Consider the following 18,656-nt stretch of genomic DNA (forward strand, 5'->3'; position numbering starts at 1 on the left):
GACATGGTGGGAAAGGTCTTTTTGGTTGGTGCAGGTCCAGGGGACGCCAAGCTGATTACAGTAAAGGGCTGGGAATCAATCGGTAGAGCGGATGCAGTAGTGTATGATCGATTGGCCAGTCCAAGACTACTCAAACAAATGAAGCCCGGCGCGGTTAAGATATATGTGGGTAAACGCCCGGATCGACATACGATGAAGCAGGAAGAAATCAACCAGCTATTGGTTGATCTTGCATTGGAAGGTAAGGTTGTGGTCCGACTTAAAGGGGGAGACCCGACGATATTTGGACGCGTAGGCGAAGAGGCTGACTTGCTACGCAAAAATGGCGTTCCTTTTGAAATTGTACCTGGTGTAACCTCAGCCATAAGTGTACCTGCTTACGCCGGAATACCTGTGACCCACCGCGACTATGCTTCCTCCATTTCCATCATTACGGGGCATGAGAGTCCGGACAAGCTTGATCGCAGCATCCATTGGGATAAAGTGACGAATGCAACAGGCACACTTATATTTATGATGGGTGTCTCCAAAATTGGATATATCAGTGAACAGTTGATTCGCCATGGACGCCCGGCACAAACACCGGTGGCATTGGTTCGCTGGGGCACAAGAGCAGAGCAGGAAACGATAACAGGCACGCTAGAAGATATCGAAGCAAAAGTCATTGCTGCAAACTTCCAACCGCCCGCTGTCATTGTTGTAGGTGAGGTGGTGAACCAGCGTGAGCAGTTGAAATGGGCGGAAGCACTGCCGCTGTTTGGCAAACGCATTCTGGTAACGCGGGCACGCAGTCAGGCTAGTGAATTAGTGAACCGGATTGAGGAGCTTGGCGGTGAACCTTATGAATTTCCGGTGATCGAGACCGTAATGCCATCAACGGAGTCGGCACAGGAAAGTGTCAGACAGGCTTTTGGTGCGTTAAATACGTTTGACTGGGTATTTTTCACGAGTGTGAACGGGGTGGATTTCTTCTTCCGTCATTTGGAGCAGCAGGGGAAGGATGTCCGTGCGCTCCATCAAGCGAGAATTGCTGCGGTAGGACCTTCCACTGGGGAGGCATTGCGTAAGTACGGCATCGTTGCCGAGGTCATCCCAGGACCTTTTCAGGCCGAAGGCATGCTGGAGGCTTTCGAAAGTGAGCTGAAGGAAGGCCAGAAGGTGCTGCTTCCGCACGGAGATCTTGCTCGCACCTGGTTGCCGGAACAGTTGAGGGAGCGAGGGCTTTTGGTCACCGAGGCCATTATCTATGACACCATCCTGGCTGGCGAGGATGACGATGAACTGCTGAAGCTGCTCGAAGAGGGCGGCATTCATGCGATGACTTTCACGAGCTCATCCACCGTTACTAATTTCCTGAACATTCTAAAACGGATGGGATTACAGGATCCCTTGCCTTTATTGAAAAACGTAGAGGTTGCTTGTATCGGGCCTGTTACAGCGAACACGGCAGAAGCAGCAGGCTTGAAGGTCACCATGATGGCTGAAGAAGCAACGATTGAGAGCCTCATCTCTGTCTTGTGTGAGTGGGAACGAAAGCCTGCTACGGCAGCTGCCTTTCCCCGTTGAACATATAAATTGAACGCAATCGATAGATGAAGCGTGCTGAATCATTACGATACCGGCGCGCTTCGCTTTTTGCACTATATAACTATTTAGGGAGGTTTCACACATATGAGTTTTCCAATTGTACGGCATCGCCGTTTACGTCAATCCACAGGTATTCGAAATATGGTGAGAGAGACCCATTTGACTGTGGATGACTTTATCCAACCGATCTATGTGACTTATGGTGAAAATGTAAAATCCGAGATCAAATCCATGCCGGGCGTATTCCGCTTCTCGCTGGATCGTCTGCAGGAAGAAGTGAAGGAGATTGCCGAGTTGGGTATTCCGGCTGTGCTGTTATTCGGTATTCCCGAAACCAAAGACAGTGTCGGTTCGTCTGGATTCGCGGAAGATGGGATTGTGCAGGAAGCGACGAAGCTGATTAAATCCTGGTATCCTGAGCTGCTGGTTGTTGCTGATACCTGTCTGTGTGAATTCACGGATCATGGTCATTGCGGCATGGTGCATACCGTAGAAGTGGACGGTCACATATGCGGAGATGTTCTCAACGACGAATCGCTGGATCTGCTCGTGAAAACGGCAGTATCCCAGGCCAAGGCAGGCGCGGACATTATTGCTCCTTCCAACATGATGGACGGTTTCGTTCAAGCGATCCGTGCCGGACTCGATGAGAATGGGTTCAGTCACATTCCGATTATGTCCTACTCGGTGAAATATGCGTCGGCATTTTACGGTCCATTCCGCGAAGCTGCGGATTCTACGCCGCAATTCGGAGATCGCAAGTCGTATCAGATGGACCCGGCGAACGCCCGTGAAGCATTGCGTGAAGCCGAAACGGATGTGCTTGAAGGAGCGGACATGCTGATGGTGAAGCCTTCGCTTTCCTATCTGGATGTCATACGTACGATCAAGGACCAATTCGATCTTCCACTGGTTGCTTACAACGTAAGTGGAGAGTATGCCATGGTGAAGGCAGCCGCGATTCAAGGCTGGATTGATGAGAAGAAAGTGGCGATGGAAATTCTGCTGAGTATGAAACGTGCGGGTGCAGATATGATTATTACGTACTACGGAAAAGACGCTTCACGCTGGTTGTCAGAGAAATAAGAAGTAATTAGCTTGCTTCAATAACAGCTAGGATGAACAAAACTTATTATGATTTATCAAAAAATATAAAAGGCCTCATCCAATAAGTTTGGAGGGGCCTCATCACTAAGGAGGATGTTCATGACTGCACAACAAGGAACTCGTCGTAATGATGAGCGCTCGCGCAGCGCATTTGAAGAAGCCAAACAGTACATACCTGGGGGTGTAAACAGCCCGGTTCGGGCGTTCAAATCGGTTGGGCTTACCCCGATCTATGCAGAGCGCGGAGAAGGCTCCAAAATCTATGATATTGATGGCAATGTTTTTATTGATTATGTGGGATCCTGGGGTCCGCTCATTATGGGACATGCACATCCTGATGTTGTAGAAGCTTTGCGTGAGACAGCACTTAAAGGAACCAGCTTTGGTGCGCCAACGCTGCTGGAGACAGAGATGGCAAAACTCGTCTGTGAACGAGTGCCTTCGATCGATATTGTGCGGATGGTGAATTCCGGTACGGAAGCAACAATGAGTGCGATTCGTCTGGCACGTGGGGTAACAGGACGCAGTAAAATTTTGAAGTTTGAAGGCTCCTATCACGGGCATGCCGACAGCTTGCTGATCAAAGCAGGATCTGGCGTAGCAACACTGGGTCTGCCTGACAGCCCGGGTGTTCCTGAAGGTGTGGCTATCAATACGATTACGGTTCCATACAATGACCTGGAGTCGGTGAAGCTTGCTTTTGAACGTTACGGTGAAGAACTGGCAGCCGTCATTGTGGAACCTGTTGCAGGTAATATGGGCGTTGTGCCTCCTGTTTCGGGCTTCCTTGAAGGCCTGCGCAGTTTGACGTCTCAGTACGGCAGTCTGCTCATTTTTGACGAAGTCATGACCGGTTTCCGTGTGGGACTGAACTGTGCGCAGGGGAGATACGGCGTTACACCTGACCTGACCTGCTTGGGTAAAGTCATCGGTGGCGGACTTCCGGTTGGCGCTTATGGCGGCAGACGCGATCTGATGGAACAAATTGCTCCAACCGGACCGATCTATCAGGCAGGTACATTGAGCGGCAATCCGCTGGCTATGGCAGCAGGTTATACCACGCTCAAATTGCTGACGCCAGAGGTCTATGACCGTTTGGAGACGCTGTCTGCACGCTTGCAGGCTGGGTTTGAAAAGAATGCAGCAGAGACGGGCATCCCGATTACGATTAACCGTGTTGGTTCAATGGTTTGTCCATTTTTCAGTGCTGTTCCCGTTACGAATTATGATATTGCCAAAGAAAGCAACCTGGATCAATTCCGTCGTTACTTTGCGGCCATGATTGATCAAGGTGTAAGTGTTGCCCCTTCTCAATACGAAGGCATGTTTGTCTCTGGCGTGCATACGGAGCAGGATATTGACGATACGATTGAGGCAAACCGTAAGGCTCTTCAATCATTATGACGATTAAAAGTTGGAAACGCCGTGGGGACTGGCTTGAACTGATGCCAGGCAAAGTGGTGACAGGCAGTCCAGACAGACAGGCTGCTGCAGAGCAATGGCTTCTGTCTGAACTTCAGTTTCCGGAGAAATTGCTGCGTCAGCTAAAGACGAACCAGGGCATACAACTGGCAGGGGACCGGCTTCGGCTGGCCCTTTTTGCGTCTCAGCCGATTGACGTTGAACCGAGTTGGGCGGATATTGAAGTTTTGTATGAGGATGATTTCTGCCTGGTTGTGCACAAACCTGCCGGAATGAAGCTGCATCCTGATGGGAGCCGTGCGGATCAAGCGATTACGCTGGATCATGCGGTAGCCTCCTACTACGAAATGAATAATATTCAGGCGAATGTACGCCATGTTCATCGTCTGGACGAGGACACGACAGGACCTGTTTTATATGCCAAAAATGCCTTTGCTCTCGTTAAACTGGATGAAGCGATGCGGCGTAAAGACATTGGACGCCATTATGTCGCCATTGCAGGCGGTCAGATATCCACAGAGTTGAATACGATTGATGCTCCGATCGGGAAGGACAGGCACCACAAGCAACGCAGACGTGTCTCGGAAGGTGGGCAGGAAGCGGTAACCCATGTGGAGATCGTGGAGGTATGGGATAGAGCTACTCTTGTACGGCTGACACTGGATACAGGACGCACACACCAGATTCGGGTGCATTTAAGTTATGCAGGACACCCCCTCATAGGGGATGAGTTATATGGGGGCAGAAAGGATTCAATTGGCCGACAGGCGCTTCATGGTGAGACACTGAGTTTTACCCATCCGCTGACCGGCGTACGAATTGAAGTGGTTGACCCTTGGCCGGCGGATCTCGAACAACTGGCACAACGTGAAGGCAAGGACCAATAAACGGAAAGGTTTGCACAAAAGGTGGCATGCTCATCTCATTCAAGGCATATAGATGGGGTAACGAAGGATTTGGACCATGGATCAGTCCCATGAGAAGGATCATGGTGAACATATGCCGAAAGGAGGACGCCACCTTTGTTGAATCAACCTTATGGTTTGCGGTTCGATATTTATGAGCGCGTTCATTTGTCAGAGGGAGTCCCTGCGATTGAGGAACTGGAGGAAATTGAGCTTTATCCTCGCATTCAGGTGATAGGTCAGGATGATCATGCAACATTGCGAGGCCATCTTTTGCTGACGGGTGCGTATCGGGGAGAGAACGAGATCTCGGAGGAACTCAAACATTTTATCCCGGTGGAGATCACGGTACCCCTGAACCGGGTAAGATCGCTTGAGGATATTTCCATTGAGATTGAAAATTTTGATGTCGATTTGTTATCCAACCGAAGTTTGAATATTACAGGCGTATTGTCGCTTCGCGGCATTGAGGGCTTCCCGGTGGAGGAGCCGCAGGTCTGGTCAGCAGATGAGTTTACCGTTGTACATTCGCCTGACCCTCAGCAGAGTGACCGTTCAGCTCAACTGGAGCAGACAGGCAGCGATCCCAATGTATTTGCTCAGGAATACCTGCTTCAACGGAGCGAAGAGGAAGGGCTTACGAGTACAGCAGAGCCTGCCTATGGCAGTCAGGGATTCGTTGATCCTTCTGCTGGAGATGAGACGGCACGGAATGAAGAGGAGTCGCAGCAGGCACATCTATATCAAGTTTCTCCTGAGCAGTTTCAGAACGGGCAGCAAGGGGCTGGTTACGCGCAGCCAAGCCCAATATCGGCTGAAAACGAAGAGTCCTTGTCCTTGAGGAACAAAGAGGATGAAGCGAAATCGAATGTATCCGAAACGCCTTCTCCAGTTTCGTCTTTTTTGGCGGAGACAGCCGACAGGTTGGCTTCTTACCCTGAATCTGAGCCTCTGCTTCCTCTGACTGAAGAGTCGTCAGTTTGGTCCGAGCCTTCCGTCGAGACCTTACATACGAACTCAAGGAACTCGGAGCAGGCCGATTCCAAATTGGTCTCAAAGCCTTCTGATGAACCAGCAGCACCGAACGTTTGGCATTTTGAATCTGCCCGATCTGAATCCAAACAAGAGGAGCAGGCGGTAGCAGATGTCCCGGCAAATTCCCAGTCGGAGAACTGGCAGGATGTCTTCGCAACATCTGAACCGGAAATTTCGGAAGAATACAAACCTCATGAAGTATCGGACACCAATGAGTCCGCTGAAGAAAAAGAAGCCTTTATCCCTGAACCTGTGGCTGAAACGGAAGACAAGCCGGAGCTCAAGGTTGCTTTTGGCAGCAAGAGAGAGTCTGCACCAAAACAGGCAGAGGGCGTAGGCATCTCCTCCTTGTTATCCTCTGGCAGAGTGACACGTGAGGCGGAAGCTGAACGGGAGCAAGAGGCACTCGCTGGAGAACTGCAGGAAGAAGCATATCAGCCTGATGATGTAGAGTGGAAGAACCTGTTTCTCGGCACCCTTGTGGATCAGACCCCGTTTCGTAAGGTGAAATTATGCATTGTACAGCGTGAAGAGACACTGGATACGATTGCAGACCGATATCAGTTAAGTACCAGAGAGCTCCAGTTGTATAATCGATTATCCGAACAGGTTGTGGAAGAAGGGCAGATTCTATATATCCCTTAACTGCAGGTAGGTTAATGTCCATTTCGACCCGTGATCCCTTGAGGATGGCGGGTTTTTGCTTTATCTGCCCTCAACCTGCATTGCAGCGCGCTTTTTCCGCTGTTGTCAGGTTGACTATCGGGCACGGGCAGGGTATGATGTGTTTAGGTTTTTTGAAGAACAACGTGGATCGGGAGTAGTAGACAGTATGACCTTTCAGAGAGCGGGATTGTAACGCTGGGAAATTCCGTAGGAACCAACTGATCGAAGTCGCCCGGGAGTTGCCTGTTTGAATACAAGGGATGAGTCATTCATACCTGAGGTAGGATGGGCCGGTCGCAGCCGTTATCTGCTTGAAGTGTCACGTAAGTATAGGAGGGGAAGTCTGTCTTTCTATCTGCGTGAAACAAAGGTGGTACCGCGAAAGCTAACCTTTCGTCCTTTGATGGATGAAAGGTTTTTTTGTTTTTTGGCGATGATGAATAAGTAACGGAGGAATGACACATGTCTGAACAAAAAAATTCAGCTGCAACAGAAATGCCGACCACGTATGATCCGAAAGCTGCGGAACAAAAATGGTATTCCACTTGGATGGAAAATGGATATTTCAAGGCAGGCCAGCGTAAAGATGCTGAACCTTATACGATTGTAATCCCACCCCCGAACGTAACCGGAATGCTCCATATTGGGCATGCGCTCGATTTCACACTGCAGGATATTCTGATTCGTACCAAGCGGATGCAGGGCTATGATGCACTGTGGCTGCCGGGTTCTGACCATGCAGGGATTGCTACCCAAACCAAAGTCGAGCAGAAATTGCGTGAAGAAGGTCTGACTCGTTATGATCTGGGACGCGAAAAGTTTCTGGAGAAAGTATGGGACTGGAAAGACCAGTATGCAACAACTATTCGTCAGCAATGGGGCAAAATGGGCTTGTCGCTCGACTATACGCGTGAACGTTTTACGCTGGACGAAGGTTTATCTCAGGCTGTGCGTAAAGTGTTTGTTCAACTGTATGAAAAAGGCCTCATTTATCGAGGCAAACGAATTATTAACTGGGACCCGGTAAACCGGACTGCATTGTCCGACATCGAGGTTGAATATAAAGAAGTTCAGGGTCACTTGTACCACCTGCGTTATCCGCTCAAAGACGGAAGTGGTTATGTCACAGTAGCGACAACTCGCCCGGAAACGATGCTGGGAGATACGGCAGTTGCTGTTCATCCGAAGGATGAGCGTTACGCAGATATGATTGGCAAAGTGCTTGTGCTGCCTATCATCGGACGCGAAATTCCGGTTATTGCAGATGAGTATGTAGATAAAGATTTCGGAAGTGGCGCCGTGAAAATTACGCCTGCTCATGATCCGAATGACTTCGAAGTGGGCCTCCGTCATGATCTGCCACAGATTACGGTGATGGATGAGACCGGTACGATGAATGCCGACGCAGGCAAATATCAGGGACTGGATCGCAGTGACTGCCGCAAGCAAATCGTTGCAGATCTGAAAGAACAGGGCGTATTGATCAACATCGAGGATCACACGCATCAGGTTGGACACAGCGAACGGACAGGAGCTGTCGTTGAGCCGTATTTGTCGACACAATGGTTTGTTGAGATGAAGCCGCTCGCGGAAAAAGCGATTGAGAAGCAACAAAGCGGTGAAGGGGTTCGTTTTGTTCCGGATCGTTTTGAGAAAACGTATCTGAACTGGATCGAGAATGTTCGTGACTGGTGTATCTCTCGTCAATTGTGGTGGGGTCATCGTATTCCTGCCTGGTATGACGAGGAGACCGGAGAAGTTATTGTATCTGCTGAAGATCCGACAACACTGCCAGAATACGCTGGGCGCAAGCTGAGACAGGATGAAGACGTTCTGGATACATGGTTCAGCTCTGCATTATGGCCGTTCTCTACATTAGGCTGGCCGGAAGACACGGAAGATCTGAAACGTTATTACCCGACAAGTGTATTAGTAACAGGGTATGACATTATTTATTTCTGGGTGGCGCGCATGATCTTTACCGCTCTGGAGTTCACGGAAGAGGTTCCGTTCAAAGATGTGCTGATGCACGGTCTTGTTCGTGATGCAGACGGACGCAAGATGTCCAAATCGCTTGGCAACGGTGTTGATCCGCTGGATGTGATTGAGCAATATGGCGCGGATGCTATGCGTTACATGATCTCTACCAGCAGCACTCCGGGGCAGGATCTCCGTTTCCGCTGGGAGCGTGTGGAACAGGCTCGTAACTTTGCGAACAAAATCTGGAATGCATCACGCTTCGCCCTGATGAATCTGGAAGGGTTCACCTATGAAGATCGCGATATTAGTGGAGATCTTGGAACAGCGGATTACTGGATTTTGCACCGCCTGAACGAAACTTCTCGTGATATTACGCGTCTAATCGAAGCATATGAATTTGGAGAAACAGGCCGTTTGCTGTATAACTTTATTTGGGATGACCTGTGTGACTGGTATATCGAGTTTGCGAAGTTGTCCTTCTATGGGGAAGATCCGGTTGCCAAGAAGAAAACACAATCGGTGCTTGCTTATGTGCTGGATCAGACCATGCGCCTGATTCATCCGTTCATGCCTTACATTTCGGAAGAAATCTGGCAGCATCTGCCGCATGAGGGCGAGACGATCACGTTGGCTTCCTGGCCGGTATATGATCCTGCATTGGAGAACCCAGAAGCTGTTGCTGAGATGAATCTGCTTATGGATACCATCCGTGCAGTGCGAAACATCCGTGCAGAAGTGAATGTACCTATGAGCAAGAAAATCGAATTGATGGTGAAAGCGAACAACGAAGAGACATCCAGCATCATTGAACGCAACAGCCATTACATCAAACGTTTCTGTAATACGTCCGAGTTCGACAGCGGCCTGGATCTGAGCTCACCGGATAAAGCAATGACTGCTGTCATTACTGGGGCTGAGCTTTACTTGCCGCTGGCGGGCCTTATTGATATTGATCAGGAAGTGGCTCGTCTGGAGAAAGAGTTGCAGAACCTTGAGGGCGAAGTACTCCGTGTGGAGAAAAAGCTGGCGAACGAAGGCTTTGTTGCCAAGGCTCCTGCCAAGGTCATCGAGGAAGAGCGCGCCAAGCAAGCGGATTATTCCGACAAACGGGATAAAGTGATTGCACGAATCAAGGAACTGAAAGGTTAATGTATTCGGGTCGGATGGAGTGCTTTTGCGCCATCCGGCCGCTTTTTTCAACCAAACTCAAACCAAAGGTGAATCATATGACGGAACTTAACGGGACAGAAATAGCAGCTCCTTTACTTACCTATGACGAGGCAGTCAACTGGATCAATGGCCTTATTCCTTTCGGCATCCGACCCGGATTGGAACGAATCGAGGGATTGATGTCATTGCTGGGCAATCCTCACCAGCGTCTCAAATTTATTCATGTCGCGGGAACGAACGGCAAAGGTTCGACTTGCGCTTTTTTGACGTCAGTGCTGCTTCAGGCGGGATATGATGTTGGAACGTATACATCCCCTTATATCACCAAGTTCACAAACCGTTTTCAGTACAACGGTGAGGATATTCCTGAAGAAACTTTGCTCAAAATCTCGAACCGCCTGTATCCATTAGTCCAAGAGATGGCTACAACTCCCCTTGGATCACCTACAATGTTTGAGGTTTCCACGGCACTCGCCCTTCTGTATTATGCGGAAGAATGCTACCCGGACATTGTGGTATGGGAGACAGGGCTCGGGGGAAGGATGGACGTAACGAACATTGTTACACCCGTGATATCGGTCATTACCAATATCGGTATGGACCATACGGATGTACTGGGAGATACGATTGAGGCGATTGCAGGAGAGAAGGCAGGCATTATTAAGGCGGGGGTACCCGTTGTTACCTGTGCTACGCAGCCAGAGGCTGTGAAGGTGATTCGGGAGACCGCAAAACGGTTAAGTTCAACCGTGTATCTGGCAGGAGATCGTTTCTCCTATCATAGACTGGACAGTGATGAGAACGGTCAATCCTTTCATTTTACAGGACCGTTCCGTGATCTGGACGCTCGCATACGCATGCAAGGCATACATCAATGCGAAAATGCAGCGGGTGCGCTTATGGTACTTGAGTTACTTAGGCAATACATGGCATTTATGCTGGATGACGAAGATATTGCGCTTGGACTGGAGAATGCCTTCTGGGCAGGCCGGTTTGAGAAAGTTGTTGATGAACCCCGAATTGTACTGGATGGAGCACATAATCCGGAAGGGGCTGAATCATTGGCCAAGAGCATTATCGAAGTATATCCTCACAACAAGTTAATTTTGATGATGGGCATGCTGGCGAATAAGCATCACGAAGCGTATTTACAGCATATACTACCACTAGTGGATACGCTGATCCTGACCGAGCCAGATTTCCGACGCAAAATGGCTGCAGCCGAATTGCTGCAGATTGTCGAACGGGTACGTCCCGCCATTGCGAAACCGGAGCTGGAAATCATCGTCGAGCCTGAATGGGCAAAGGCACTTGATCTATTGAAGTCACGGACGGAAGCGGAAGATCTGGGGGTGGTGTCCGGCACATTGTACCTGATTGCAGATGTGCGGGCAGCCCTTTTGCATCAAACCGATTCTGAAAAAGGTTGGTGAAAGTTTTGTTAAATACATCGGAACACGTTCATTTTATAGGGATTGGCGGATATGGCATGAGTGCCATCGCGAGAGTTATGCTTGAGATGGGATACACCGTTACCGGATCGGATGTCGCTTCACAGGAGTTGACCGAGAAGCTGGCAGCCAAGGGAGCGAAAATATATATCGGACATACGGCAGAGCACGTAAATGGGGCAGACCTGGTTGTCTACTCTACGGCAGCTCCGGCTGATAATGTGGAGCGTGTGGCAGCCGAACAGCTGAACATCCCGATTCTGCATCGCGCCCAGATGCTGGCGCGTTTGCTGAACGAGCGCAAGGGTGTGGCTGTGGCGGGGGCTCATGGCAAAACAACCACTTCATCCATGATTGCACTCGTTATGGATAAATGTGATACAGACCCGACATACATCATTGGCGGAGAAATCATGAACGTGGGTACTAACGCCAAGGCAGGCCAGGGCGACTGGGTTGTTGCGGAGGCAGACGAAAGCGACGGTTCATTTTTGCAGTATCACCCTTGGCTAGGTATTGTAACGAATATTGAAGCGGATCACCTTGAGAATTACAACAGTGATTTTGAGGAACTCAAAAAGGCTTATGTGCAGTTCCTGAGTCAAATTCGTCCAGAGGGTACGGCCATTGTATGTTCTGATGACGAAAATGTTCAAGCTATTTTGCCAGCGTTAAAATCACGGGTGACCACATACGGCATTGACCATGCTGCTGATTATACAGCAACAGATATCGTGCTTGGTGATCGCCGAATTTCCTTTACAATGAACCACGAGGGGAATGCTTTGGGTACGGTGGAGTTGTCCGTTCCAGGTAAACATAACGTTTATAATGCGATGGCTACGGTCATCACATGCTTGGAAGCAGGTATTCCATTCGAGAAAATTACGGCTGCCATTATCCAGTTCCATGGAGCGAAACGCAGATTCCAGGTGCTGGGTGAGGCGCGTGATATGCTGATTATTGATGATTATGCTCATCACCCGACCGAGATTGAGGCTACGATCAGTGCAGCCAAAGCGACAGGGAAACGTATCATTGCAGTATTCCAGCCGCAGCGTTACACACGTACGTTCTTCCTGCTTGATGCGTTTAGTCGCGCCTTTGCAGAAGCGGATGAGGTTCTCATTACCGATATCTATTCCCCTGCGGGTGAAAAACAGATTGAAGGTGTGCACTCGGCCAGACTGGTTGAACTTATCGTTCAGAACAGTAATGCTACTGCGCGTTATCTTCCGACAAAGGAAGAAGTTGTTGCAGATTTGCAGCACCGACTTCAGCCAGGTGATCTTGTGCTCACAATGGGTGCAGGTGATATCTGGAAAGTTGGCGATACACTTGCCAAAGGGTTGAAATAATTACATCCTTAAAACCGTCTGACTTCATTTCGAAGCGGGCGGTTTTTTGCATGAAATGGAATGTTTCAGATTCTCTCCGCATATAGCTGTTATAAATGGGACAAAGGAGAGGGTACGGGGTGAGCAATGCTAGAATGACGTTTCGCTTTGGGGATAACGAGTCGGACAAGCCTGAAAACAAGGGGATACCCACATCCAGCACATTTGCCGCTTTGAGTGAAGAAATTCCGCACAGTCCAACACCGACGCCAACGCCAACGCGGTTAAATACAACGCCTTCATGGACACCAGAGGATATACCCGGAGACTGGGGAGAGACGATGCTGACAGGCTCCACTGTACCTGAACCTTACCAAAGAACGGACAAGAATGAGATACTTGATGAGCCCGAATACAACTATAATCACCTTACTGCATATCCGGGAGATGAGGACGAGAGCAGATCGGACGAGAATTATGGTGATCATAATTGGATTGCAGATAGTGAAAATTACTCTTATAAGCGAAATCGTCCCCCGAGGGGCTGGAAAATGATTGGTTCAGTTACCGGTGCACTTGTAACCGGGGCCCTCTTCGGGATGGTTATTCTTTCTTTTTTCAATCGGGAAGGGGCCGTAGATCCTGGGAGCAAGATTCCCGCCAATCAGGCGGTGTCGGCTGTGACAGGTCAGGGGGGAGTGGCTGGTTCGGAACAGCAGCTCCAAGCAGCAACTACAGGCGGCAGTTATTATGCACTGCAATACGGTGTATTCAGTTCTCCTGAACGCGCTGAACAGGCGAAGGTGGAATTGTCCCAGGCAGGCATTGCAGCAGGCTCCGACCCGGAGGATGGTAATCGGGTATACGCAGGCATTTCGGCTGACCGTGAGGAGGCCAAGCTGCTTAGCACAAGGCTTAAGGCCGAAGGTGTGGAACTGTACGTCAAGGAAATCGTCAACCCTGAAGTGAATCTAGCAGTATTCGGCGGAAAAGCAGAGGATGTTCAGCAGTTCTTCGCAAGTGGATCAACTTTGGTAGAACAACTGTCTACCCTCTCGATCCAGAAGCTCGGTCAAGCTGTTCCTGAAGCTGTTTCAGCCGAAACGATGACCGCACTACAGAACCAGCATGAACTCTGGCTCACTGGTTTGAATAGTATTGCACCGGGTCTGAGTGCAGACGTACAACCCTATGTATCCGCGATGGAAAAATCGATGAACAGTGCGGTAACTGCACTTGCCGAATACAACAAAAATCCGGCGAATGTGCATATGTGGTCTGTACAGTCTGATCTGATGGAATATGTATTACAGCAAAAAAAATGGCTTGAGGCGATAAAACAGTAATCAATGCTTTCCCATAACACAGCCTTGAAATACCTGTCCGGCAAGGAACTGGAAATAGTTCCCCTTGCCGGATTTGTGTTTGTATTGACGTACAAAACCCCGTATAATAATGTGGGTGTCAAAAAATGGCGAGGGAAGATCACCGATGAAAAAAAACTTCGGCATGTTATTGCTGTTTCTGCTGCTCGGCTGGCTGGCCGGTGCGTGGATCGCCAAGGCACTGCAGCCTGTAAAGGCCGTTGCCTTTCTAACGAAAGCCACGACCATTCGTTGGTCGCCGCAGGCTGATCTGGATATTATCAGTTATGATATTTCACTTCAATTTCAAATGAGCCTCCTGAGTCTGATTGGTATTATTGCTGCTGTATGGCTGTATCGCAGGTTATAGGAGAATGACGAATTTTGACGAAGAAACTAAAAAAATGATATCTACTAGCGTGATCCGATAGGATTGTCGCCGTAGCATAAGGGGCCGGTTATTTTGGATAAAACAAAACAGCGTCGCATTATTCTGGCTTCCACTTCGCCACGGCGTAAAGAACTGATCGCATCACTCCATCTAGCTTTTGAAGTAATACCAAGTCATGCCGATGAAGATACACCGCCGGAATGGACTCCTGAACAGACGGTACAGGAGCTTGCGATGCGTAAGGCGCTTGCCGTTTATCGTGGGCTGGAAGGCCGTGAACAGGATGCGGTTATCGTGGGTAGTGACACAGTTGTCGTTCTGGACGGTGATATTCTTGGCAAACCCGTAGACGAAGCGGACGCTGAACGTATGTTATCTCGTCTACAGGGACGTGTACACCGTGTTTTCACGGGAGTAGCCTGTATTGATGCAAACAATGGGCAATCTATGGTTCAGTATCGACAGACTGATGTAACGATGAAGGAACTGTCTGAAGCTACGATTCGTGCGTATGTTCAGACCGGGGAGCCTTCGGACAAGGCAGGATCATATGCCATTCAGGGCATTGGTGCTTCACTGATAGACCGTGTTGAAGGATGTTATTTTAATGTGGTGGGCCTACCGTTGTCCTTGCTTAGCGATATGCTGGATGGATTCGGCATACATGTACTGCCGCGTACATGAAATTCCGCAATTGACGATCTGAAAAGAGGGAACATATGGAGTCGCCTCAATATATGATGCGCGACATCCCCCAGGAAGAACGCCCGAGAGAACGCATGATGGAATACGGGGCGGGCGCCTTAAGCCATGCTGAATTGCTGGCGATTTTACTTCGAACGGGTACAAGACAGGAATCTGCAGTGCATATGGCACAGCGGATTCTGACCGAAGCGGGTGGAATTCGCTCGTTGATGGATCTGAGCCTGGAAGAACTGACTGCGATGAAGGGAATCGGCATGGCCAAGGCTGTACAGCTGAAAGCCAGCATTGAGCTTGGTCATCGGATTGCGAAGAGCAGACTTACACAGTCCACTTCCATCCGTACGCCTCGTGATGCGGCCGATATCCTTACCGAACAATTACGTTACTTGCAGAAAGAACACTTTGTGTGTCTTTTCCTGAATAGCAAAAACCACATTATTGCCCAGGAAACACTCTCCATGGGTAGCCTTAACGCTTCGATTGTACATCCGCGTGAAGTGTTCCGGGCTGCCATCAAATGCAGCAGCGCATCTATTGTGTGCGCACACAACCATCCCAGTGGTGATCCTACGCCTAGTCCAGAGGACATCCAAATAACCAAAAGACTGATCGAAGCCGGCGCAATTGTTGGCATAGACGTGCTGGATCACATTATTATCGGAGATGGAACGTACGTAAGTTTGAAGGAGAAGGGCTTAGTATAATATAATGGTTGGCGTTGATGTTTTCCTATGAATGTTGACGGCGTTGTCCGTAGAAGATAGGTTCACTTTACACATGCAAAGCAATGCAACACAAAACAAATGCGAATATTAGCTCCGCCATTGTGGTGGGAATGAAAATGAAACGCTCTTGATGAACTGGGGCGGCTATATGAGGCAGAAAAGGAGATTACGTCATGTTTGGTGGTTTTACGAAAGATTTGGGTATTGATTTGGGGACAGCGAATACTTTGGTTTATGTACGTGGAAAAGGAATTGTGGTGCGCGAACCTTCGGTTGTCGCTATACGGACAGATACAAAAACCATCGAGGCAGTAGGTGAAGCCGCCAAGAAAATGATTGGACGTACACCAGGTAACATTCGTGCCATTCGTCCAATGAAAGATGGCGTTATTGCCGATTTCGATACAACGGCAACGATGATCAAATACTTCATCCGTGAGGCGCAGAAGCAACGCTCCATGTTCCAGCGTCATCCTAACGTGATGGTATGTGTACCATCCGGGATTACTGCGGTAGAACAACGTGCCGTTGAAGATGCAACAAAACAAGCCGGTGCGCGTGAAGCCTACACAATTGAAGAGCCTTTTGCAGCAGCAATCGGTGCAGATCTTCCGGTATGGGAACCAACGGGAAGCATGGTTGTCGATATTGGTGGCGGTACAACAGAAGTGGCTGTTATCTCCCTGGGCGGGATTGTAACGAGTCGTTCGGTTCGTGTAGCGGGTGACGAGATGGATGAGTCCGTGATTCAATACATTAAACGCCAATATAATCTGATGATCGGTGAACGTACATCGGAGCAGTTGAAGATGGATATCGGATCAGCTATGCCGCTTGAGCAAGTGGAAACCATGGAAATTCGTGGACGCGACCTCGTTACAGGTCTGCCGAAGACGATTACGATTACATCGGATGAAATCAGCGAAGCTCTGGCGGATACGGTGAATGCCATTGTTGAAGCTGTAAAAGTAACATTGGAGAAATGTCCTCCTGAGCTGGCAGCAGATATTATGGACCGTGGTATTGTCCTCACAGGTGGCGGCGCATTGCTTCGCAATCTGGACAAGCTGCTTGCTGGTGAGACAGGAATGCCTGTTATCGTAGCAGAGAACCCGCTCGATTGCGTTGCAATCGGAACAGGTAAAGCGCTTGAGAATATTCATTTGTTCAAGAGCAGAAGCAGTTCGGCAGTTCGCTCCAAACGATAATTGATATCTCCTTCTGCTTGGCTCGCTTATCGACCAAGGGGAATGATATCAACGAAGAGGACCTGGCTTAGGCTGGGAGAGCTATTACCCGCATACCCGGGGAGAATGGACTGATATTCTCGAAGGGACTATAAGTCTGACAGTCTCCCCGCCGGGCATGGCTCGGAAGAGAATAATGGATGTTAGAGGGTGGTCGAACTGTTTAAACTGCTGGGTAACAAAAGACTTTTTGTTTTGCTGGTGGGCCTTGTTACATTTATCGCGTTAATGGGCTTTACGCTCGGTCCGCGAACCGCTCTATCCTGGCCGGAGAAATTCCTGAAGGATTCTGTCGGATTTGTACAATACGTATTTTACAAGCCCGCTTCTTCTGTAGCGGGCTTTTTTAAAGATTTGGCGAACATGCGTACGGTATATCAAGAAAATGAAGAGCTTCGCATTGCGATGGGTCACTATACCCGGGATCGGCTGAAATACAATGATATGGAACAGGTAAATGAACAGCTCCAGAAAGCTCTCAATTTTACCGAGGAACAAAAAAATCGGTATAACTACGGTTCACGAATTGCTCAAGTTATCAGTGCCAATTCCGACCCGAACAGCAGAACGATTAATATCGACATTGGTGAAAATGCGGGAATTAAGGCTGGGATGGCTGTCACTTCGCAGGAAGGGCTGGTTGGGGTCGTTAGTCATGTCAGCTCATATACGTCCACAGTTAATCTGTTGACTTCCATGGACGCCAATGATCCAACATCCAATGCCATTGCAGCTACAGCGGTTGGTAAAGAAAAAGTGTTTGGTATGATCGAGAGTTATGATCCGAAGTCCGGCATGCTCAAAATGACCAAGATCTCAGAAGATTCAAATATCAAAGAAGGGGATGAAATTATCTCCTCCGGGATTATTAACAATTTTCCAAAGTACATGCGTATCGGAGAAGTGGAAAAGGTTGAGAAAAGCGAATATGGCTTAACACAAACAGCTACAATTAAACCATACGCAAGCTTTCTGGACTGGAAAGAGCTGATTGTGATTATCCCGCCTGAGGTAAAAGAATAATGGTGACGCGCAAGCAAGTCTTATTCCTGCTGCTGTTCGTGTTGTTCATTGCGGAAGGAACGATTCTTCCGTTACTCATTCCTTCGGGTTGGCAAATGCGCATTTCTGCGAATCTGGTTTACATCGTAATTTTATTTATCGCTGTATATCATCATCGGCACACGGCGTTGGTGCTTGGCATATTTTTTGGACTGCTGCATGACGTCGTATTTTACGGCGAAATGATTGGACCATACGGATTTTCTATGGGACTCTCAGCATATATGATGGGACTTATTTTCCAAGCTCCGCGTGCACCACTGCCAGTGATGGTTTCCGTCGTCCTTTTAGGAAGTCTGCTGAATGATACCATGTTATTCTTTCTGTATAAGCTCTTCCAACTCAATCACGTGACATTTGACTGGGCGCTGCTTGAATACATGATTCCCAATTTGTTCATTCATTTTGTGTTCGCCCTGATCATTTATGTTCCTCTTCGGAAACAACTGGAGCGGATTGGTAAGAGAAAGAGCAAAGCACAAGAAGCTTCTTGAACCATTTT

15 protein-coding genes and 1 other annotated feature are annotated in these 18,656 nt (G+C 48.9%); all 15 genes read left to right on the forward strand.

The features are described 5' to 3' along the window. Nucleotides 1-3 precede the first annotated feature (3 nt). The 15 genes from cobA to mreD all read left to right on the forward strand — a co-directional run bounded on the left by cobA (nt 4) and on the right by mreD (nt 18,648). Nucleotides 4-1,566, forward strand: a complete 1,563-nt coding sequence (gene cobA, locus Q0V21_RS27095; protein ID WP_301881440.1) for a uroporphyrinogen-III C-methyltransferase — start codon at nt 4-6, stop codon at nt 1,564-1,566. 105 nt (nt 1,567-1,671) lie between these two features. Beyond that, the gene (hemB, locus tag Q0V21_RS27100; RefSeq protein ID WP_301881441.1) at nt 1,672-2,673 is read left to right on the forward strand and encodes a porphobilinogen synthase; all 1,002 of its coding nucleotides are present in this window, start codon (nt 1,672-1,674) and stop codon (nt 2,671-2,673) included. 120 nt (nt 2,674-2,793) lie between these two features. After that, entirely contained in the window at nt 2,794-4,098 is a 1,305-nt protein-coding gene (gene hemL, locus Q0V21_RS27105; RefSeq protein ID WP_301881442.1) for a glutamate-1-semialdehyde 2,1-aminomutase, read from the forward strand. Continuing rightward, entirely contained in the window at nt 4,095-5,003 is a 909-nt protein-coding gene (locus tag Q0V21_RS27110) for an RluA family pseudouridine synthase (protein WP_301881444.1), read from the forward strand. Before hemL ends, Q0V21_RS27110 begins: the two co-directional genes overlap by 4 nt. 135 nt (nt 5,004-5,138) lie before the next feature. Next, nucleotides 5,139-6,701, forward strand: a complete 1,563-nt coding sequence (locus Q0V21_RS27115) for a LysM peptidoglycan-binding domain-containing protein (RefSeq protein ID WP_301881446.1) — start codon at nt 5,139-5,141, stop codon at nt 6,699-6,701. 156 nt (nt 6,702-6,857) lie between these two features. Further along, nucleotides 6,858-7,126: a binding site (T-box leader), on the forward strand. A gap of 58 nt (nt 7,127-7,184) precedes the next feature. Beyond that, nucleotides 7,185-9,851 carry a valine--tRNA ligase gene (locus Q0V21_RS27120; protein WP_301881448.1) on the forward strand — a complete coding sequence of 889 codons (2,667 nt, stop codon included), beginning with the start codon at nt 7,185-7,187 and terminating at the stop codon, nt 9,849-9,851. 77 nt (nt 9,852-9,928) lie between these two features. Next, nucleotides 9,929-11,305, forward strand: coding sequence for a bifunctional folylpolyglutamate synthase/dihydrofolate synthase (locus tag Q0V21_RS27125; RefSeq protein ID WP_285078332.1), 1,377 nt, complete (start codon nt 9,929-9,931; stop codon nt 11,303-11,305). Between the two features lie 56 nt (nt 11,306-11,361). Then, nucleotides 11,362-12,681, forward strand: coding sequence for a UDP-N-acetylmuramate--L-alanine ligase (murC, locus tag Q0V21_RS27130; RefSeq protein WP_301881476.1), 1,320 nt, complete (start codon nt 11,362-11,364; stop codon nt 12,679-12,681). A gap of 119 nt (nt 12,682-12,800) precedes the next feature. Further along, nucleotides 12,801-14,006 (forward strand): SPOR domain-containing protein, encoded by a 1,206-nt coding sequence (locus Q0V21_RS27135; protein WP_301881452.1) that lies wholly within the window; start codon nt 12,801-12,803, stop codon nt 14,004-14,006. 145 nt (nt 14,007-14,151) lie between these two features. Then, nucleotides 14,152-14,394: a DUF4321 domain-containing protein gene (locus Q0V21_RS27140; protein WP_024633972.1), complete on the forward strand. Its 243-nt coding sequence runs from the start codon at nt 14,152-14,154 to the stop codon at nt 14,392-14,394. A 93-nt stretch (nt 14,395-14,487) separates the two neighbouring features. Then, nucleotides 14,488-15,099, forward strand: coding sequence for a Maf family protein (locus Q0V21_RS27145; protein ID WP_079347334.1), 612 nt, complete (start codon nt 14,488-14,490; stop codon nt 15,097-15,099). A gap of 35 nt (nt 15,100-15,134) precedes the next feature. Then, complete coding sequence (radC, locus tag Q0V21_RS27150) at nt 15,135-15,824, forward strand: RadC family protein (protein WP_024633970.1); 690 nt, start codon at nt 15,135-15,137, stop codon at nt 15,822-15,824. Nucleotides 15,825-16,018: 194 nt separating this feature from the next. Further along, on the forward strand, nt 16,019-17,053 hold the full coding sequence (locus tag Q0V21_RS27155) for a rod shape-determining protein (RefSeq protein ID WP_063568116.1): 1,035 nt from the start codon (nt 16,019-16,021) through the stop codon (nt 17,051-17,053). A 189-nt stretch (nt 17,054-17,242) separates the two neighbouring features. Continuing rightward, nucleotides 17,243-18,115, forward strand: a complete 873-nt coding sequence (mreC, locus tag Q0V21_RS27160) for a rod shape-determining protein MreC (protein WP_024633968.1) — start codon at nt 17,243-17,245, stop codon at nt 18,113-18,115. Further along, on the forward strand, nt 18,115-18,648 hold the full coding sequence (gene mreD, locus Q0V21_RS27165; RefSeq protein WP_024633967.1) for a rod shape-determining protein MreD: 534 nt from the start codon (nt 18,115-18,117) through the stop codon (nt 18,646-18,648). Before mreC ends, mreD begins: the two co-directional genes overlap by 1 nt. Nucleotides 18,649-18,656: the final 8 nt, after the last annotated feature.

Source organism: Paenibacillus sp. 11B (assembly GCF_030487755.1).
Lineage (GTDB): Bacteria > Bacillota > Bacilli > Paenibacillales > Paenibacillaceae > Paenibacillus > Paenibacillus vandeheii.

Bases quoted from the DNA above. Each gene is read 5' to 3' on its own strand.
- radC (WP_024633970.1), top strand. From the start codon at position 15,135: ATGGAGTCGCCTCAATATATGATGCGCGACATCCCCCAGGAAGAACGC.
- Q0V21_RS27120 (WP_301881448.1), top strand. From the start codon at position 7,185: ATGTCTGAACAAAAAAATTCAGCTGCAACAGAAATGCCGACCACGTAT.
- Q0V21_RS27140 (WP_024633972.1), top strand. From the start codon at position 14,152: ATGAAAAAAAACTTCGGCATGTTATTGCTGTTTCTGCTGCTCGGCTGG.
- Q0V21_RS27110 (WP_301881444.1), top strand. From the start codon at position 4,095: ATGACGATTAAAAGTTGGAAACGCCGTGGGGACTGGCTTGAACTGATG.
- hemL (WP_301881442.1), top strand. From the start codon at position 2,794: ATGACTGCACAACAAGGAACTCGTCGTAATGATGAGCGCTCGCGCAGC.
- mreD (WP_024633967.1), top strand. From the start codon at position 18,115: ATGGTGACGCGCAAGCAAGTCTTATTCCTGCTGCTGTTCGTGTTGTTC.
- murC (WP_301881476.1), top strand. From the start codon at position 11,362: ATGAGTGCCATCGCGAGAGTTATGCTTGAGATGGGATACACCGTTACC.
- hemB (WP_301881441.1), top strand. From the start codon at position 1,672: ATGAGTTTTCCAATTGTACGGCATCGCCGTTTACGTCAATCCACAGGT.
- Q0V21_RS27155 (WP_063568116.1), top strand. From the start codon at position 16,019: ATGTTTGGTGGTTTTACGAAAGATTTGGGTATTGATTTGGGGACAGCG.
- Q0V21_RS27125 (WP_285078332.1), top strand. From the start codon at position 9,929: ATGACGGAACTTAACGGGACAGAAATAGCAGCTCCTTTACTTACCTAT.
- cobA (WP_301881440.1), top strand. From the start codon at position 4: ATGGTGGGAAAGGTCTTTTTGGTTGGTGCAGGTCCAGGGGACGCCAAG.